Source organism: uncultured Faecalicoccus sp., assembly GCF_944327125.1.
In the GTDB taxonomy this organism is placed as follows: Bacteria; Bacillota_I; Bacilli_A; order Erysipelotrichales; family Erysipelotrichaceae; genus Faecalicoccus.
In genome coordinates, this window is sequence record NZ_CALVGO010000003.1 from 25,242 (window position 1) to 42,145 (window position 16,904).

General features: G+C 44.2%; 19 protein-coding genes. 3 read left to right on the plus strand and 16 right to left on the minus strand.

Features of this window, described 5'->3' with window-relative positions:
• Positions 1 to 20 precede the first annotated feature (20 nt).
• The 9 genes from efp to Q0K03_RS00910 all read right to left on the minus strand — a co-directional run bounded on the left by efp (position 21) and on the right by Q0K03_RS00910 (position 9,079).
• The gene (gene efp / locus Q0K03_RS00870; RefSeq protein ID WP_297236746.1) at positions 21 to 578 is read right to left on the minus strand and encodes an elongation factor P; all 558 of its coding nucleotides are present in this window, start codon (positions 576 to 578) and stop codon (positions 21 to 23) included.
• Between the two features lie 66 nt (positions 579 to 644).
• Positions 645 to 1,871 carry a nicotinamide riboside transporter PnuC gene (gene pnuC, locus Q0K03_RS00875; RefSeq protein ID WP_297236748.1) on the minus strand — a complete coding sequence of 409 codons (1,227 nt, stop codon included), beginning with the start codon at positions 1,869 to 1,871 and terminating at the stop codon, positions 645 to 647.
• A gap of 108 nt (positions 1,872 to 1,979) precedes the next feature.
• A complete protein-coding gene (locus tag Q0K03_RS00880) occupies positions 1,980 to 2,342 on the minus strand; it encodes a hypothetical protein (RefSeq protein WP_297236750.1) in 363 nt (120 codons plus the stop codon).
• Positions 2,343 to 2,463: 121 nt separating this feature from the next.
• Positions 2,464 to 3,861 carry a DUF438 domain-containing protein gene (locus Q0K03_RS00885; protein ID WP_297236752.1) on the minus strand — a complete coding sequence of 466 codons (1,398 nt, stop codon included), beginning with the start codon at positions 3,859 to 3,861 and terminating at the stop codon, positions 2,464 to 2,466.
• Positions 3,862 to 4,035: 174 nt separating this feature from the next.
• Positions 4,036 to 4,872, minus strand: a complete 837-nt coding sequence (locus Q0K03_RS00890) for a DUF3737 family protein (RefSeq protein ID WP_297236754.1) — start codon at positions 4,870 to 4,872, stop codon at positions 4,036 to 4,038.
• 126 nt (positions 4,873 to 4,998) lie between these two features.
• The gene (locus Q0K03_RS00895) at positions 4,999 to 7,464 is read right to left on the minus strand and encodes an excinuclease ABC subunit UvrA (RefSeq protein WP_297236756.1); all 2,466 of its coding nucleotides are present in this window, start codon (positions 7,462 to 7,464) and stop codon (positions 4,999 to 5,001) included.
• On the minus strand, positions 7,461 to 8,018 hold the full coding sequence (locus Q0K03_RS00900) for a DNA-3-methyladenine glycosylase I (protein ID WP_297236758.1): 558 nt from the start codon (positions 8,016 to 8,018) through the stop codon (positions 7,461 to 7,463). The genes Q0K03_RS00895 and Q0K03_RS00900 overlap by 4 nt, the downstream gene beginning before the upstream one ends.
• Positions 8,015 to 8,530 carry a methylated-DNA--[protein]-cysteine S-methyltransferase gene (locus Q0K03_RS00905; RefSeq protein ID WP_297236760.1) on the minus strand — a complete coding sequence of 172 codons (516 nt, stop codon included), beginning with the start codon at positions 8,528 to 8,530 and terminating at the stop codon, positions 8,015 to 8,017. The genes Q0K03_RS00900 and Q0K03_RS00905 overlap by 4 nt, the downstream gene beginning before the upstream one ends.
• A 66-nt stretch (positions 8,531 to 8,596) precedes the next feature.
• The gene (locus Q0K03_RS00910; RefSeq protein ID WP_297236762.1) at positions 8,597 to 9,079 is read right to left on the minus strand and encodes a flavodoxin; all 483 of its coding nucleotides are present in this window, start codon (positions 9,077 to 9,079) and stop codon (positions 8,597 to 8,599) included.
• 172 nt (positions 9,080 to 9,251) lie between these two features.
• On the opposite strand from Q0K03_RS00910, the gene Q0K03_RS00915 reads away from it, so the two are divergent.
• Positions 9,252 to 9,788: a PepSY domain-containing protein gene (locus Q0K03_RS00915; RefSeq protein WP_297236765.1), complete on the plus strand. Its 537-nt coding sequence runs from the start codon at positions 9,252 to 9,254 to the stop codon at positions 9,786 to 9,788.
• 56 nt (positions 9,789 to 9,844) lie between these two features.
• Here Q0K03_RS00915 and Q0K03_RS00920 read toward each other — a convergent pair whose 3' ends face one another.
• A complete protein-coding gene (locus Q0K03_RS00920) occupies positions 9,845 to 10,303 on the minus strand; it encodes an Lrp/AsnC family transcriptional regulator (RefSeq protein ID WP_297236766.1) in 459 nt (152 codons plus the stop codon).
• Between the two features lie 146 nt (positions 10,304 to 10,449).
• On the opposite strand from Q0K03_RS00920, the gene Q0K03_RS00925 reads away from it, so the two are divergent.
• Positions 10,450 to 11,793, plus strand: a complete 1,344-nt coding sequence (locus tag Q0K03_RS00925; protein WP_297236768.1) for an MATE family efflux transporter — start codon at positions 10,450 to 10,452, stop codon at positions 11,791 to 11,793.
• Positions 11,794 to 11,815: 22 nt separating this feature from the next.
• Positions 11,816 to 12,583 (plus strand): biotin--[acetyl-CoA-carboxylase] ligase, encoded by a 768-nt coding sequence (locus Q0K03_RS00930; RefSeq protein WP_297236770.1) that lies wholly within the window; start codon positions 11,816 to 11,818, stop codon positions 12,581 to 12,583.
• On the opposite strand, the gene Q0K03_RS00935 is transcribed toward Q0K03_RS00930, so the two are convergent.
• From Q0K03_RS00935 to fabD, 6 genes are read right to left on the minus strand one after another with little or no spacing between them, the layout of a single operon-like run.
• Complete coding sequence (locus tag Q0K03_RS00935; RefSeq protein WP_297236772.1) at positions 12,523 to 13,242, minus strand: lysophospholipid acyltransferase family protein; 720 nt, start codon at positions 13,240 to 13,242, stop codon at positions 12,523 to 12,525. The genes Q0K03_RS00930 and Q0K03_RS00935 overlap by 61 nt on opposite strands.
• Positions 13,229 to 13,555 carry a 4'-phosphopantetheinyl transferase superfamily protein gene (locus tag Q0K03_RS00940; protein WP_297236774.1) on the minus strand — a complete coding sequence of 109 codons (327 nt, stop codon included), beginning with the start codon at positions 13,553 to 13,555 and terminating at the stop codon, positions 13,229 to 13,231. Before Q0K03_RS00940 ends, Q0K03_RS00935 begins: the two co-directional genes overlap by 14 nt.
• Complete coding sequence (fabZ, locus tag Q0K03_RS00945) at positions 13,555 to 13,992, minus strand: 3-hydroxyacyl-ACP dehydratase FabZ (RefSeq protein WP_297236777.1); 438 nt, start codon at positions 13,990 to 13,992, stop codon at positions 13,555 to 13,557. Before fabZ ends, Q0K03_RS00940 begins: the two co-directional genes overlap by 1 nt.
• 1 nt (position 13,993) lies before the next feature.
• A complete protein-coding gene (gene fabF / locus Q0K03_RS00950; RefSeq protein WP_297236779.1) occupies positions 13,994 to 15,229 on the minus strand; it encodes a beta-ketoacyl-ACP synthase II in 1,236 nt (411 codons plus the stop codon).
• Positions 15,230 to 15,237: 8 nt separating this feature from the next.
• Complete coding sequence (gene fabG / locus Q0K03_RS00955; RefSeq protein ID WP_297236781.1) at positions 15,238 to 15,981, minus strand: 3-oxoacyl-[acyl-carrier-protein] reductase; 744 nt, start codon at positions 15,979 to 15,981, stop codon at positions 15,238 to 15,240.
• Positions 15,969 to 16,904 carry an ACP S-malonyltransferase gene (gene fabD / locus Q0K03_RS00960; protein WP_297236783.1) on the minus strand — a complete coding sequence of 312 codons (936 nt, stop codon included), beginning with the start codon at positions 16,902 to 16,904 and terminating at the stop codon, positions 15,969 to 15,971. The genes fabG and fabD overlap by 13 nt, the downstream gene beginning before the upstream one ends.

The window sequence follows — 16,904 nt, forward strand, 5'->3', positions numbered from 1 at the left end:
ATGTGAAAAAGAAGAGCTTATTAAGCTCTTCCTGCATACTTTCCATCCGTTGAGAATACAACGATCTTTTCACCCGGTTCAATGAACTGCGGAACACGCAAAGACAACCCGGTATCGGTAACGGCATCTTTGGTCTGATTGGATGGGGCCCCTTTGATTGCGGCATCGGTCTGGGCTACGGTTAATTCCACTTTTTCCGGAACAGAAACCGACAAAAGTTCCCCTTCAAAGAACATCAAAGACACTTCCTGGCCTTCAACGATAAAGTATTTGTTGAATCCAACCTGGTCTTCGGATAATTCGTATGTATCATACGTTTCCATATCCATGAAATAATACGTTGAATCTGCCTGATAGGAATATTGTGCCATCTTCTTTGAGATCATAGCCTGTTCAAATTTTGTAGAGGCATTGAAGTTTCTTTCCTGTGTATTTCCTGTTTTCAGATTCTTCATCTTTGTCTTTAGGATCGCAGCTCCTTTTCCTGGCTTTACATGTTGGAAATCTAAAACCTGCCAAGGATCTCCGTCTACGATCAAGGTTAAACCTGTTTTAAAATCACCTGCTGAAATTGCCATATTATTCGCTCCTATCTTTATTACTGTAACATTTTATCAGTTTTGACCGATATCCTCAAGGCATTATCAGAATATCGAAAGCTGTTCTTCTTTATGCGTTTTGATATATTGGCTCCATTTGATATAGCCGTATGTCGTGTTCGTAAAATAACCCAGCTTTAAAACAAGCAAGACATACTGGCCGGATAAAATATTGATGATGGCTTCCAGAGCCGCACAAATATACCATGCGATCCACTGTTCCCGGAAGCGGAAAAAGATAAACAATCCATTGGCTATACCGACAGCCGAGGCACAGGCATCGATATAAATAATGGCGGTTTCCAAAGACTGGTTGTTGTAGAAATCGGTCGTAATATCTAACCCGCTGATAAAATAACCGATGCCAAAGGTCCAAACGATGATGCCTAAGATGACCAGCACTTCCTGCCACCCTTTTAACCGACGCACCATCGTCAGCTCACTTTCCTCTTCGTCTTTATGCCGGCTCCAGTTGATATAACTGATGATGTCGATCGGCAGCCAGAACAACAGTGTTGTGGCCAAAGTGGCAAACCGGTACATCAGCACCAGCGACATGACGATCTCTGTGATCTCCACCAGTACGGAAACCAGGAAATTATACCTGGATTGTTTCGATATCAGAAGCTCGCAAAGAATATTCAGGAAGGTATCCAAAAGATACAGCAGCATGATCAATATTCCATTGATCCCATTGGCACTTTCTTCTGGAAAAGCCACTGAAAAAATTGTAGCCAGGACCATGATCGATACAAACCATGATTTTTCATAGGTCGTAAACTGGCGGGCAAACAACATCATGATCGCAATGGATAAAGCCAGGATCATAGCCGCATTGGCAAAGTTGAAGATCGGCATCGTCTGGTTGGCCATGGTCTGCCGGTAAGCATCACTGGCTTCCTTTGAAGAAACATCTTTGTGGTCAAAATAAAGCGAAGTGCCATCTTCACTTACAAATTCATAGCCCGTAATGGAATCGGCATCCAGCGCTTCGTACTCTTCATACGGATAGGTCACCACAAGTTCTTTGTCTTTATTTCGGTAAGTGACATCGCACATCGCATTCTCTTCCCCGTCATAATCTTCCAGGGAGGTGTCGCGCTCCATCTTCATACTGGTGACAAACTGAAGTTCTCCCACTTGGGAATTGACTTTCGAAAGTCCGATCCCATAGGATACAAGAGAGCCGATGATCAATAAAACCAGGCACAGGATCTCAAGGGTCCGCACCTTTTTATTCGGCTCTATGTTTTTCTGAAAAAAGCGAATCATACTTTATATCTCCTCTCAAAATTCCCTTAAATGTGGGAATATTATAATGGATTTACAAAAGTTTGTAAATTTCCCATAAAAAAACCACCGGCAAGTGCCGATGGCTTCTTAAGATTTAAAATTGCGGTAAGCGTTATGCAGATAATAATACGGAACCACAAGGGTTACGGCATGCATTACGATCTGCATTACATCGTTTGAATAAGAGAAGAACTCCCACAAATTGATAAAGAACAAAGCCAGTCCCAAAATCAATGTCAAACTAGACTTCTTATTGGCACAAGCCACTCCAATCAAACCAACCACGATCTCAAAAATATGAAATCCGTATAATACAACGATCGACATCAATGCGTTTGAAGCCAGCCCTTCATTCAAAACAGAAGAAAAATCACCGGCTCCGACAAGCATCCATGTGAACACAAGCATCACGGCACCGATCACGATTTCCAAAATACCTGCGATTCGCAAATGTTTACTTCCTTGTAACATAATCATTTTTGCCTTTCTTTTCTAAATCGCAGATATTATAAATGATTTTTAAACCATATGCAATAAAGAGCCAGGGTTGTAGAAAACTCTGACTCTCTTTCTATTTTGAAAAATACTCTCGGGCCATTTCCATATCCTGTACAAATTCCGCCGTTCCGATGTAGTTTCCCTGTTCATCCCGAAGGGCTACATAGCGGACCAGGACGATTCTGCCTCTTTTTTCCATCCAGACTGAAACTTCATCCTGCGTGCCTGCTTTAAAGCTTTCCAGGATCTGATGCACCATCATCGAAATCTTAGGCGGATGGCAGCTGGCGACATTTCGTCCCAGAGCCATCGATGGACGTTTAAACAGTTTACAGCCTTCATTGAAATATCGGTTCAGATCCTGTTCGTCCACAAACGAGATCTCCATAGGGATCGTATTCAACAAAGCCCGCAATTGTTCTGCATTCAGTTTTCCTGTCGGCAAGATCACTTCGTGTCCTTTGATCTTCGTTTCCTTTTTTTCAGGCTGGATCCCTTCCCATTCGGGGATCTGCTCCATGAAACAAGGTTCATAGCCTAAAGAATCCCAATACAGCTGTTCCCATTCTTTCTCGGAAAAGGTTTGGGCACATAACGGAAATAAGATATTGGTCTCCTTATAAATCATTTCTTCCGCTCTTTCCAGGTTGGCCGCATACCGTTCTTTCCACTCTTTATCATGTTTTCTGGTTTTGGCCAGATCGTGGAAGGTATCACGGATCTCATCATCAACAGCCCACATGACATCCGCTGGTCCATTGATTTCATAACGTTCTTTTAAAAGCGGATAGATCAAGTCTCCTTTTTTGGCATAATGGATCGAGACTTCCCGAATCTTATTCAGGATCTCATCGGTTTTTTTTACATCGTCCATATGTCTTTGGGCTTCATCGATCAACAGCGCCAGGATCTCATTTTCTAAAGTCAAAGTAGAAAGCGGATGTCCCGGGATGGCGACAAAGACAGAAGCGCCCTGTCGGCGTAAAGAATCTTCAACCGCCAGTTCCGCTTTATATACTTGTTCTTCCCGGGTGGAGCCATGAAACAAGCTGGAATGCACATCGCACAGCTTCTGAACTTCTGCATAGGGCATGCCTTCCTGGATCATTTCCTGTTCTGCCTGCATGATCTCAGCGGCTTCTACATCCTGGAAAGCTTCCACAAAATCACGCCTTACACTTTCCAGATCTTCCCCATCGTTCAATCTTTCAATATAACTTTTCAACAAAGTCACACGGTCCACTTGCCCATGGACCTCAAAGCCGGCTTCTTCCAAAGCGGCAACAACATTTGCCATATCGATTTGTCTTAATTTGCTAGCCTTGGGAAGCGTCATGATCTTTCCTACGGTGTTCATGGCCGTCTTTTTCTTGATATCGGTAAATCCCTGTTGAGAAAGGATCTCGATGAGCTCTGGATATTCTTCACAAAGTTCAAATACTTTTTTGTTTAAATCTACAATTTTTTTCATAGTTAGGTTCTCCTTTTACCTAGTGTCATTATAGGGATTTAAAATCAGGAAAACTGTTGTCTAAACCACAAAAAAACAAATTTTAAAAAAGAATTGCCTTTTTTCTATCCTTCAAAGCAAACATTGATCTTTCCCAGGGTCCCTGGTAAATCGCAAGAAAGATCAGAATATAGATCATTGCTCAAGCATCTGGATCTCGGCCCTGGCTTTGGGATCGTCCAGGATGATTTCATCGATATGGTTTGCGAAGATCCTGCCTGAATATGGATTTTTGATACTGAGAATGGAACTTCGAATCGTGGCATCAACATGGGATCGTTCAAAGGCGAGATCGGTATCGATCATTTCACAATCGATCAGTTTGAGCCCCTCGCAGTAACAAAACGGCTGCGTTCCGATGATCTTACAGTTTTCCAGCACCAGATTCTGGCTGTACCACCCCAGATATTCCCCTTTGATCACCGAGTCCTTGACCCAGACATCTTTAGAATGCCAGAAGGCGTCTTTGGTATCAAAAGTACAGTTCTCAAAATAGGCATTGTTCATATATTGAAAAGAATATTTTCCTTGAAACGTCACATTCTCAAAGCGAAGATTCTCTGCCCGCATCATAAAGTATTCGCTGACGGCCTTACTATTCTTCATAAAAATATTCCGTGTCATCCATCCAAATTCTGGTGAATCGATATCACAGTTCAAGATACGAACATCATCACATTCCCTTAACGCCTTGATTCCATGCATCTTCGTATTCTCAATCTCAATATGATCCGAATACCATAAAGAAGCCCGGCAGTTTTCGGTCATCTCACAGTTTTTGATCTTTAGGACATGGTCGTGCCAGAAAGGATATCTAAGATTCAAATAGGTATCTTCTACACAGATATTTTCACATTCTTTAAAGGCACTTTCCCCATCTAAAGGACCATCGATTCTGCATCTTTTCATCGTCAATCCTCTGGATCCATAAAATGCACGTTCCTGGTCGTATTGTTTATTTTCTATAATCATTTAATTCCTCTCCTCTTTTTGTTTTCAATATACGAAATGATTTCCCTCATTACAAACCATTCTATTCCATCCTTTATCATCGTTTTTATAAGGGTTTTGTCATGATTGAAACCCATTTTTAGCCGTCTATTTAAGGTACGTTCCTGTAACGCTTTTGGAAGAATGCGCTATTTCATACGGAGTTCCTGCCGCAATGATCTGCCCGCCTTCTTTTCCGCCGCCAGGCCCCATATCGATAATATAATCGGCCTGTTTGATCACATCCAGATCGTGCTCAATGACGATCACAGTGGCCCCCTGATCGATCAGTGTCGAAAAGACTTTCAACAACACCTGTACATCCAGAGGATGAAGACCAATGGTAGGTTCATCAAACACAAAGACCGAATCTGTCTGCGCTTTCTTCATTTCACTGGCCAGTTTCAAGCGTTGCGCTTCTCCGCCTGACAAGCTGGGCGTCTGTTCGCCTAAAGTAAGATAGCCCAATCCCAATTCAGAAAGAATAGACAACCTTTCCTTTACCTTTTTCATATCCTGGCAAAACTCCAGCGCCGAATCGACATCCAGACTCATCAGCTCCGGCAAGGTCATACTGACTCCCCTGGAATTGGTGATTCGTATGGTGCCGGCATCTTTCCCATACCGGCTTTGATGGCAATCTGGGCACGGGATTTCAACATCCGGTAAAAACTGTACATCCAGTGAAATCCCGCCTGTTCCATCGCAAGTCGGACATCGAAGTTTTCCTGTATTGTATGAAAAATCTCCTGCCTTATACTGCTTAGAAGAATTGGCAAAGATCTTCCTTAATTCATCATGAATATTGGCATAGGTTGCCACGGTCGAACGCACATTGATTCCGATTGGACTGGCATCGATCAGTTTTATTTGATGGATCCCAGGCGCTTCGATTTGTTTGACATGATCAGGAAATGAAAGATTCTGGATCTTGGAACGTAAGGCCGGAACCAGACTTTCCAGAACCATCGTCGTTTTTCCGGAACCGGAAACACCGCTGACCACCGTTAGTTTTCCTTTAGGAATCTGAACATGCAAAGGGTGTACGGTATGAATCGGTCCTGTAAACATTTCAATGGTTCCTTTGTCAAAGATCGGGTGTTGATTTTTTAATGGACCGCTTTTCTCTTTTAAAAAGGGGCCGATTTTTGAAGAAGGATCCTTGATGATCTGATCGATCGTTCCCTCACTGATGATGTTTCCTCCTTTGACTCCTGCCTGCGGTCCCAGCTCGATCAGCCAGTCGGCTTTCTTTAAGATCCTTGGTTCATGATCGACCAAAACGATCGAGTTTCCATCGTGGATCAAATCTTCCATGACGCCGATCAGTCCATCCGCATTGGAAGGATGAAGTCCAATCGAAGGCTCATCCAATACATACAAAACACCGGTGGTTCGATTACGGACCGCCCGGGCCAGCTGCATACGCTGTCTTTCGCCGGTCGACAATGTGTTAGATGCTCTGTCTAAGCTCAAATACCCAAGGCCTAATTCCATCAGACGGCGAGCTACGATCTCAAAAGATTCACAGATATCTTTGGCCATCGGCTGCATTTCTTCCGGTAAAGAATCGGGCACCTTCTTTACCCATTTCAAAACTTCACTCAATGTCATCCTACACACCTGATCTAAGGAAAGCCCCATCAGCTTGGAGGATCTGGCCAAAAAAGACAATCGGGTCCCCTGACAATCTGGACAATCCTCTTCTTTTAAAAAACGTTCGACACGCTTCATGCCTTTTTCATCTTTGACTTTGGCCAAAGCGTTCTCGACCGTATGCACGGCACTGTAATACGTAAAATCAAGGGGTGTGACAGTATCCGAATCTTTGGGCCGATACAGAATATGTTTTTTGACCGGTTTGCCAAAATATACGATTTCTTTTTCTTTTTCACTGAGTTCTTTGAATGGAATATCCGTTCGTACGCCCATTTCCCGGCATACGTCTTTCATCAAAGACCACATCAGGGAATTCCATGGAGCCACTGCCCCTTCATCAATCGTTTTCGTGGGATCAGGCACCAGAGAATCTATATTTACCATGTGTACTTTGCCTGTCCCCTGACACTTGGAACAAGCCCCTTGTGAATTAAAGGCAAGTTCTTCGGCAGAGGGCCCGTAAAAATGAACGCCGCAGACAGGACAAATCAATTCCTGCCCTAAAGCTACATGCAAAGAAGGTTCTACAAGATGCCCGTTAGGACAGCGATGACTGGCCAGTCTGGAAAACATCAGCCGCAAACTGTTCAAAAGCTCGGTCCCGGTCCCGAAGGTCGATCGAATTCCCGGGATGGACGGACGCTGACGCAAAGCCAAGGCAGCGGGCACATAGTAGATCTCATCAACAGAAGCCTTGGACGCCTGGGTCATTTTTCTTCGGGTATATGTCGATAAAGCCTCCAAATATCTTCTGGATCCTTCTGCATATAAAATACCTAAAGCCAAGGATGATTTTCCGGAGCCGGATACACCCGCAATGCCTACGATTTGATGGAGAGGGACATTCACATCAATGTTTTTCAAATTATGAACTTTAGCCCCTTTGATAACAATATGATCTGGTTCTTGTTTCATTGAACTTCCCTCCTATATAAAAAACAATCTTTCTCATGGGAATTGATGATTCCGACCGCCTGCAGATAAGAATACGCGATCGTCGTTCCAAAAAAGCGAACTCCTCTTCGTTTCAAGTCTTTGGAAAGATCATCGGATAGTTTTGAACGGGTCTGTCCTTGTTCGTAAAAGATCTTTCCGTTTGTAAAACTTTCCAAATACGATTGGAACGTTCCCCATTCTTCCAAAATGGAGAGAAACACCTGGGCATTTTTGACGGTGGCCAAAATCTTACGCCGGTTGCGAACGATTCCTGTATCGTGCATTAAAGCCTCTATTTTTTCTTCAGAATATGAAGCGATCTTAACGGGATCAAATCCGTCAAAAGCAGATCGGAAAGCTTCCCGTTTATGCAGAATGCAAGCCCAGGAAAGCCCGGCCTGAAAGGACTCCAGCACCAGCATTTCAAAAAGATAGGCATCCTCCATACGCAAGATTCCCCATTCTTTATCGTGATATTCACAATAAAGTAAATCCTTTTCAGGACACCAGTGACATCGCTTAACGTCGTTCATAAGCAAACTCCTTCATGACTAAGCAACCATGCCTTAACATCCAGTCCTCCGGCATAGCCACATAGGGTGTGCTTCGATGAAATGACCCGGTGGCAGGGAATCAGGATCGAGATTGGATTGTGTCCTACAGCCTGTCCAATGGCCTGGGCGCTGTTCACATTGAGTTGACGGGCCAACTGGCCATACGTTAGGGTCTGGCCGTAAGGAATCTGACATAAAGCATGCCATACCCGAATTTGAAAATCGGTTCCTTTCGGGTCCATCGGTAAATTTGAAAGCTTTGGCATTTGTCCTTGAAAATACAAATCAAGCCATTGTTTTGTCTTTTCCAGTAAATCCGTACTCTCCAGCTTTTTCTTATCGTTTTGAAACCGGCCCCATTGATGTTTCTGCCCTTCGATCCAGCATCCCACCAGCGCATCCTCTTTTTGCGCCAGAATCAGTTTCCCGACAGGCGAAGAGTAGTTTTGAATCATCAGCATATCGTATCCTCCCGCACTTGTTCTTTTCATATATATTGTACTCTGCTTGAAAAAGAACCGACAGAAAAAGGCTGAAAGAATCAGCCTTGGTCAAAACTATCTTTTAAAAATATTGTCTGCCCAGGCTGTCAGCTCCTCTTTAGAAACATGGGCAGAAAAGCGTTTGCCTTCCATGACCTTAGATTTTGGAAGCAGATTCTGAAACCTTGTCATCACATCTCCCATTCCACTGGATCCGCTGGTCGCAAAAGGAATCACAGTCTTTCCTTCAAAGTCATAAGCCTCCAAAAAAGTATCCACGATCGATGGTTCTCTATACCACCAGATAGGAAATCCCACAAAAACCGTATCATAATCGCTTAAAGAAGATTTTTCCTTCACAAAAGCCGGCCGGCAAGTTAGATCCTTCATTTCCAGCGAACTTCGGCTTTGAGAATTGGTCCAATCCAAATCTGCCGCTGTATACCTGTCTTCCGGTACGATCTCAACCACATCGGCATGAATGCCCTGTCCCAGCAATTGGGCAACTTTCTCGGTCACATGAGTCGCACTGAAGTAAACCACTAAAATTTTTGACATTTTCCTTTCTCCTCTCTGTTTCAAGAGTATCATATATCCTAAAGTCAACTTTAGGTCAATCCCAAAATAATTGACACTTTATAGATTTTGTATAAAAACGAGGGTAAATCCATAGCCATTCAAAAATGTTTCTGTTATGATGAGCTTAAAGATAAGAACCAAAGGAGGTTTTATGAAAAAAACGATTGGGATCCTTATAGGGATCATTGTCCTTGTCGCTGTTATAGGAGCCGGCGCATTCTTCTTTCTCCAAAAAGACATCGATCAGGCAAGAGAAATCGCTTATGAGCGCATCGATGATGAAAGTGCGGAACTGGCCGGAGAAAAAACAGACAGAGATTTTATCTTCACAGAGTACGACTTTACTTTTGTATCCGACACGCATCGTTATGAAGTCACCGTGAATGGATTTGGACAAGTCGATGACTTTGAAAAAGAAACTTTGCCAGCCACGCCATCACAAAACACAAATTCCGATAATAATTCCGCTGACGATACTAACGCTGCCACAGATATTGGCATGAAAAAAGCTCAGGAAATTGCCTTAGGCGATCATGCCAATGGTGTCGTCACGGACAGTGACAAAGACTTTGAAGGAAACCGTACGGTTTATGAAATCGAGATTTTAGACAACAATATGGAATACGATTACGTGATCGATGCATCCACCGGCGAAGTGCTTCATGTCAAAGAAGAGTACGCTCATTAATGAATCACATCTTGAAAGGATCTTTAAAAGATCCTTTTTTGATTTTCTAGACCCGTTTAAAGCCGCAATCCTTTGATATCCTTGATTCGCGAGACAATCATATAAAAACGACAGTTTTCCAAGCCTGGAAGCTTGTCGATCGTATCCTGAATCAAGGTTTCCATTTCTTTATGGGAAGAAGCTACGGCATGAACATGAAGATGCCCAGAGCCTGTGGTTCGGTAAACCTGGGTGACCGTATCACTGGCCTGCAGAATCGCAATCACTTTGTCTAAAGCTTCCGGTTTCACTTCGATCTCAAAATAATACGACAAAGCGCCGCTGATTTTATCCGGATCGATGATTGCCGTATATTCTTCGATCACCCCGCGTTTCTCCAGAGCCTGCACACGCATCTTGACCGCGACCCGGGAAATCCCTATTTCTTTTCCAATCTGTGAATAAGACATCCTGGCGTTTTTGATCAGCCGCTCCAATATTTTCTGATCCAGTTCATCCAATCCATCCAAAAACATAGTTTCACCTCTTTACACTATCCATTATAAGTAATTTTTATCCCTGGAACAATCGTTCGGTAATCATTAATTGACGATATATAATACAAATTCTATAATTAATTTACGTTTGTTAATTGATATATTTCTTAACGAAAGGATTTTTTATGCGCTCGGATCTCACAAAAGGCCCCCTCTTAAAAACAATGCTTCTGTTTGCCATCCCCATGATTCTGGGAGATCTTCTTCAACAATGTTACAACATTGCCGACACCATCATCGTTGGACAGTTTTTAGGCGCCGATGCCTTGGCCGCCGTCGGTTCTTCCTTTTCTTTGATGACGTTGTTGACATCCATACTTTTAGGCCTGGCCATGGGCAGCGGAACGGTCTTTTCCCTGCGTTTTGGGCAAGGAAAAACCCAAGTATTAAAAGAAGATATCCTGGCTGCTTTTGTTTTATTGTTTGGTGTTACCGTTATTTTGAACATTGTCATCTACTTTGGTATGGATTCCATTATCTGGCTGTTACGAACCCCACAGGAATTGATATCCATGATGAAAGACTATCTTTACGTGATCTTTGCCGGCTTATTCGCAATCTTTCTATATAACTTCTTTGCGGCTTTGTTACGCTCATTGGGAAATTCCCTTATCCCTCTGGTATTCCTGGCGGTTTCCTGTTTTCTGAATATCGGATTAGACCTGTGGTTTGTCGCCGGTCTCCATCTTGGTGTAAAAGGTGCCGCTCTGGCAACGGTGATTTCACAATACGTCAGTGGAATCGGGATTGGCATTTATGCCAAAAGAAAATCTTCAGATCTCCTTCGTTTCGATTCCTCCACTCCATTACGAATCCATCGAGTCAAAGAAATATTTAACTTTTCTTTTCTGACCTGCCTGCAACAATCCATTATGAATCTTGGAATCGTAGCGGTACAAGGTCTGGTAAACAGTTTTGGAACCACCGTTATGGCCGCTTTTGCCGCTGGTGTTAAGATCGATGCCTTTGCCTATTTGCCCGTACAGGATTTCGGCAATGCCTTCTCCATCTTTGTGGCCCAAAACTATGGGGCCCAAAAAGTCCGGCGTATCAAAAAAGGAATTCAAGGGGCTTTCCTTGTTTCTCTTCTTTTCAGTTTCTTTGTGTCCGGCTTGATTTTTATTTTTGCCAAAGATTTGATGACTTTGTTTATCGACAAAAGTCAAACCGAAGTGATCCTCGAAGGGATGACCTATTTGCGGATCGAAGGGTCATTTTACTTTATGATTGGCGCCTTATTCCTTTTCTACGGTTTGTACCGCGCTTTAAAGAAACCGGGAATGTCCGTGATATTAACGATCTTTTCGCTGGGGACCCGTGTTGTTCTTGCCTATACATTATCCACGATCCCCGCACTGGGACTAAAAGGAATCTGGTGGTCCATCCCCATTGGATGGTTTCTTGCCGATGCCTTTGGCTTGTTTTACTTTGTAGCCAGAAGAAAAAAACTTTTCGATCTTTCTTCTTAAATTTATTTGTTATAATTTTTTTATGCAGTTATATATCGATCCGCTTCAAATGGAAAAAATTCAAGATTCCCTGCCTTCGTTTTATAAAATCAAAGTATTTGATTCCCTAAACAGTACAAACGAATGGCTGGCTTGCCATCCAAACGAGCTAGAAGGAACCGTTATTCTTGCCGATGGTCAAACAGGCGGGAAAGGAAGAAACGGACGCTCTTTTTACTCCCCCAGAGGAAACGGAATCTATCTTTCTTTACTTTTAAAGCCTCCAGGAGATATCCAATCCATCCTGCATTATACCGCGTTATGTGCCGTAAGCATCTGTGAGGCCATTGAAGAAGTATATGGCCTTTGCCCTTCGATCAAATGGCTCAATGACATCCACTATCATGAAAAAAAGCTGGGCGGCATTCTGTGTGAAGGAAAACTTCAGGGAAAGCAGTTTGAATCTCTGATCCTGGGCATGGGAATCAATGTTCATTCCTTTATTTTACCGGATGATATTGTTTCCACGGCGGCTTCCATTGAAGATTTTATCCCCATAAAAAAACCTCGCAATGAATTGATCACGAGGTTTTTACAACATTTTTATTCTTATTATCACGATCAGCGTCCCTTTATTCAGCCCTACAAAAGCCGGCTGGCGTATGTAAACCGCAAAATTTGGATCTGTTCTTCCCATAAAAAAGAACTCGCAACGCTTTTAGGTGTCGACGAGTCCTTCCGGCTGATCGTTCAAAAAGAAGACGGAGCCATCGATGTCTTGTCTTCCGGGGAAATTTCGATTCGGCTTTGAATCCAGTCATGAAGATCTTTCGCAAGATCCTCCTGGCTGATTTTTTTATATTCTTCGGCCCGGATCGGTTTTCCATACTCTATTTCCAGTTTTTTAGAATGAGAAGTACCTACATCCAAAGTATACGCATTTTTTAAGACGACAGGAACAATGGTGGCCTTGGTCAGGTAGGCCGGAAGCAAAGACCCTGCCTTGAATTCATTCATCGCATCGCCCTTGGAACGTGTTCCTTCTGGAAATACAAGCAAATTCTTCTTTTGTTTCAATTCTCTGGCCGCTTCCCTTAACATATGCACGTTGCCTTCTCTTGAATCTCTGTCAAAATGGATCGTTCCTATATTTCTTGCCCAGCGGCCAAAAATCGGCATCGTTTCATTTTCTTTTTTGGATATAAATGCCAGGTGAACCGGACAGCTTGCCAGAACCAAAGCCGGGTCAAGGGTCCCCTGATGATTGGAGACAAAATAGATCGTTTCCTGTTGAGGCACATTCTCCTGTCCCCGAACACATAGATCATATCCTAAATACCGAAGAAGGAAGCGGCTCCATTTTTCCAGCCGAATCTGTGCTTGTTCCTGCTCTCTTTTTTCATAGATCTTTGAACTGATCCAGGCTGCCGGCAAGATCGGCACGGCACGGACGATCTTAGTCCACTTCATGAGATTTCTCCTTTTGAACCAGGGCCGTTGCCATCGCGTAGTCTCCATCATGGGCAATCGACACCTGGATCTGATAACCCTGATATAAAATCATCGTCTTAGGCTCCACGACGATCTCTTTGATTTTCAATTCGACCGGCAACGCCTTGATGATGGCTTCTCTTGCCGCAAAGCGCCCCGCAAGAAACTCAATCTGGCGATGATGGGAATAACTTTGAAATCTTTCATATTCCTGAGGGCTTAAGATGCGAAAAGCCAGCGATGCAGGATCCTGGATTCGATCCATTTTTACGATGTCACATCCGATCCACATTATTTCACTTCCTGCAAGGCACAAAGGATCTCCCCATAAGCCACTTTCTGGTCTTCGACAAAAGCCTGGCAGTCCGCTATGCAGATGCCGCCGATCTTACGTTTGAACTGTACGTGCATTTTCAATACATCGCCAGGAACGACCGGACGGGCAAACCGCATTTTGTTGATGCCGGCAAACAATGGGATCTTTCCCTTATTCGCTTCTTCCTTCAACAACAGTACAGCTCCAGTCTGTGCCATCGCTTCTACGATCAGTACCCCGGGCATAACACTCATTTCAGGAAAATGGCCGAGAAACTGCATCTCGTTGGCACTGACACACTTGATTCCCACAACCGTCTGGTTTTCTTCATCAATGGATTCAATCTTATCCACCAGTAAAAACGGATAGCGATGGGGAATGATCTTTTTTATTTCTTCATTGGATAAAGTCATGTCAATCCTCCCATTTTTTAAAGATCAGCGATGCATTATGGCCCCCAAATCCAAGGGAATTGCTCATCGCATAATGGATATCCTGATGACGTCCTTTGTTGGCGACGATATCCAGATCGCATTCCGGATCGGCTTGTTCATAGTGAATGGTCGGAGGAATGAATCCTTCCTGCAAAGCCTTGATACTGATAATGGCTTCTATGGCTCCGCTGGCCCCCAGTAAATGTCCGGTATTTCCTTTGGTAGAAGACATCGCCAGTTGATACGCATGGTCCTGGAAAGCTTCCTTGACAGCTTTGGTTTCTGTTTTATCGTTTAAATTTGTACTTGTCCCATGCGCGTTGATATAGTCGATATCTTCCGGTGATATCCCGGCATCCCGCAGGGCACAAGTCATCGCTCTGGCACCACCGGAGCCATCCTCTAAAGGTGCCGTAATATGATGCGCATCACAGCTTGAACCATAACCTACGATCTCGCCATAGATCCGGGCATGCCGTTTCCTGGCGTGTTCATATTCTTCAAGTACCAGAATACCGGCACCTTCTCCCATCACAAAGCCGCTTCTTGCCTGATCAAAGGGAATACTGGCACGATTGGGATCGGCCCCTGTATGCAAGGCGCGCATCGATTGGAAACCCGCCATCGCCAATGGGGTAATGGCCGCTTCGCTTCCTCCTGCCAGCATGATGTCTTCATGATTTTCGCGAATACGGTGAAAAGCCTCTCCTATCGCATTGGATCCTGCCGCACAAGCGGTGACAACACAGGAAGTCGCCCCTTCCAGCCCCCAGTCAATGGCCACCTGTCCGGCTGCCAGATTGGCAAGAGCCATGGGTATAAAGAATGGGGAAACACGAGAAGCTCCTTTTTGAGCCAACGTATGAGACGCCGTTTCAATCGATTCGATTCCACCAATTCCCGATCCGATCATACAGCCAAAGCGAGCGGCATCTTCCGGCTTTGATTCCCAGCCGGCATCGTTCATGGCCTGTTTGGCGGCAATGCGGGCAAACTGGGTAAACCGATCGTTGAATTTAAGATCTCGCTTGGAAAAATAAGCTTCCATATCCAGATCTTTGACTTCCGCCGCCAGCTTTACTTTGTAATCGGATGTATCAAAATGTGTGATCAAACCGATCCCACAGGCTCCATTTTCAATACTTTTCCATACCGTTTCTACATCATTTCCGATGGGAGATACAGCTCCCAATCCGGTAATCACAACTCTACGCATACTTCCTCCTACATCACCATGCCGCCATCGACATGAAGCACCTGTCCTGTTACATAGCCAAAGGCTTCACTGGCCAGGGCTACACACACATTGGCAACATCCTCCGGTTTGCCAAATGTCTTGAGTGGAATCTGTTCCATCATTTTTGTCTTGTCTTTCTCACTCAGCCGGGCTGTCATATCGGTCTCAATAAAACCCGGAGCAATCGCATTGACACGAATATGACGCAGCGCCAATTCACGGGCCGCTGATTTTGTCAGCCCTATGATTCCAGCCTTGCTGGCGGAATAGTTGGCCTGTCCGGCATTGCCGATCAGACCAACCACACTTGCCATATTGATGATCGATCCGCTTCTTTGTTTCATCATGATCCTTGATACCTGCTTCAAACAATGAAAGGCACCTTCCAAATTAACGGCGATGACCTTATGAAAATCTTCGGCGGACATGCGAATCAACAAGCCGTCTTTATTGATGCCTGAATTGTTGACCAGTACATCGATCCGGCCAAAGGTTTCCATGACTTCATGGACCATGGCTTCAACCTGATCTTCTTGACAGACATCTGCCTGTACCGTGATTGCCTGCACGCCAAGGGAGTGCGCTTCTTGTTCTACTTGTAACGCCGCTTCTTTCGACCCGTTATAATTGATCACAACATTATATCCTTCTTTGGCAAAAGCCAAAGCAATCGCCTTTCCAATTCCTTTTCCTGCCCCGGTGACCAGTGCTGTTTTTCTTACTTGTTCCATGTTTGAGACATCCTTTCCAGATCTTCATGTGTATTGATCGTGTAGACTTTTACCTCTTTATTCACTTTGCGGACAAACCCTGACAAAGTTTTTCCCGGACCGATCTCCACAAAAGTATCGACACCGTCTATGATCATATTTCGAATCGTTTGTTCAAAACGAACGCTGTGACAAATCTGTTTTTTCAAGATCTCGATCAACTCCTGAATCGACGTATAGTTTCCAGGCTGGGCGTCCACATTGTGATAGACGCTGATCCCAGGCAAGGAGAGCTTAGCTTTCTTTAAAACGTCTTCAAGCTGCTCACTGGCTTTTGTCAATAGGGAAGAATGGAAGGCCCCGCTCACATTTAAAGGAAGCACGCGCCGAGCCCCTTTTTCCAGTAACAAAGGTTCTGCCTGTTCTAAGGCTTCTTTTTGCCCGGTAATCACGATTTGTCCCGGGCAGTTGTAATTGGCAATTTCAAGAACCATTCCCTTTTTTTCTATCTCGTGACAGATTTCCAGAATGGTTTCTGCTTCCAGCCCCAATACAGCGCTCATTCCTGTAGTGCCTTCCGGCAAGGCGTTTGCCATCAGGATCCCTCTTTGGCGAACGATATCGATCACAGTCTGCGGATCCATGGCTCCGGCACAGCTTAACGCACTATATTCTCCTAACGACAGTCCGGCACAGACATCCGGTAAGATACCGGCGGCACGCACACCTTCAAAGATCATCAAGGAGACAGCGGCGATCGCACTTTGGGCATAGGCCGTATCGTTAAGGATCTCCTGCGGTCCTTCAAAACAAAGTTTTCGAATATCGTAATCACAATTCAAAGAATCCATCAGCCTCTTACTGGCAGAACATTTTTCATAAAAGTCCTTTCCCATGCCGACGATTTGTGAGCCTTGCCCGGCAAATAAAAATGCGGTTTTCAT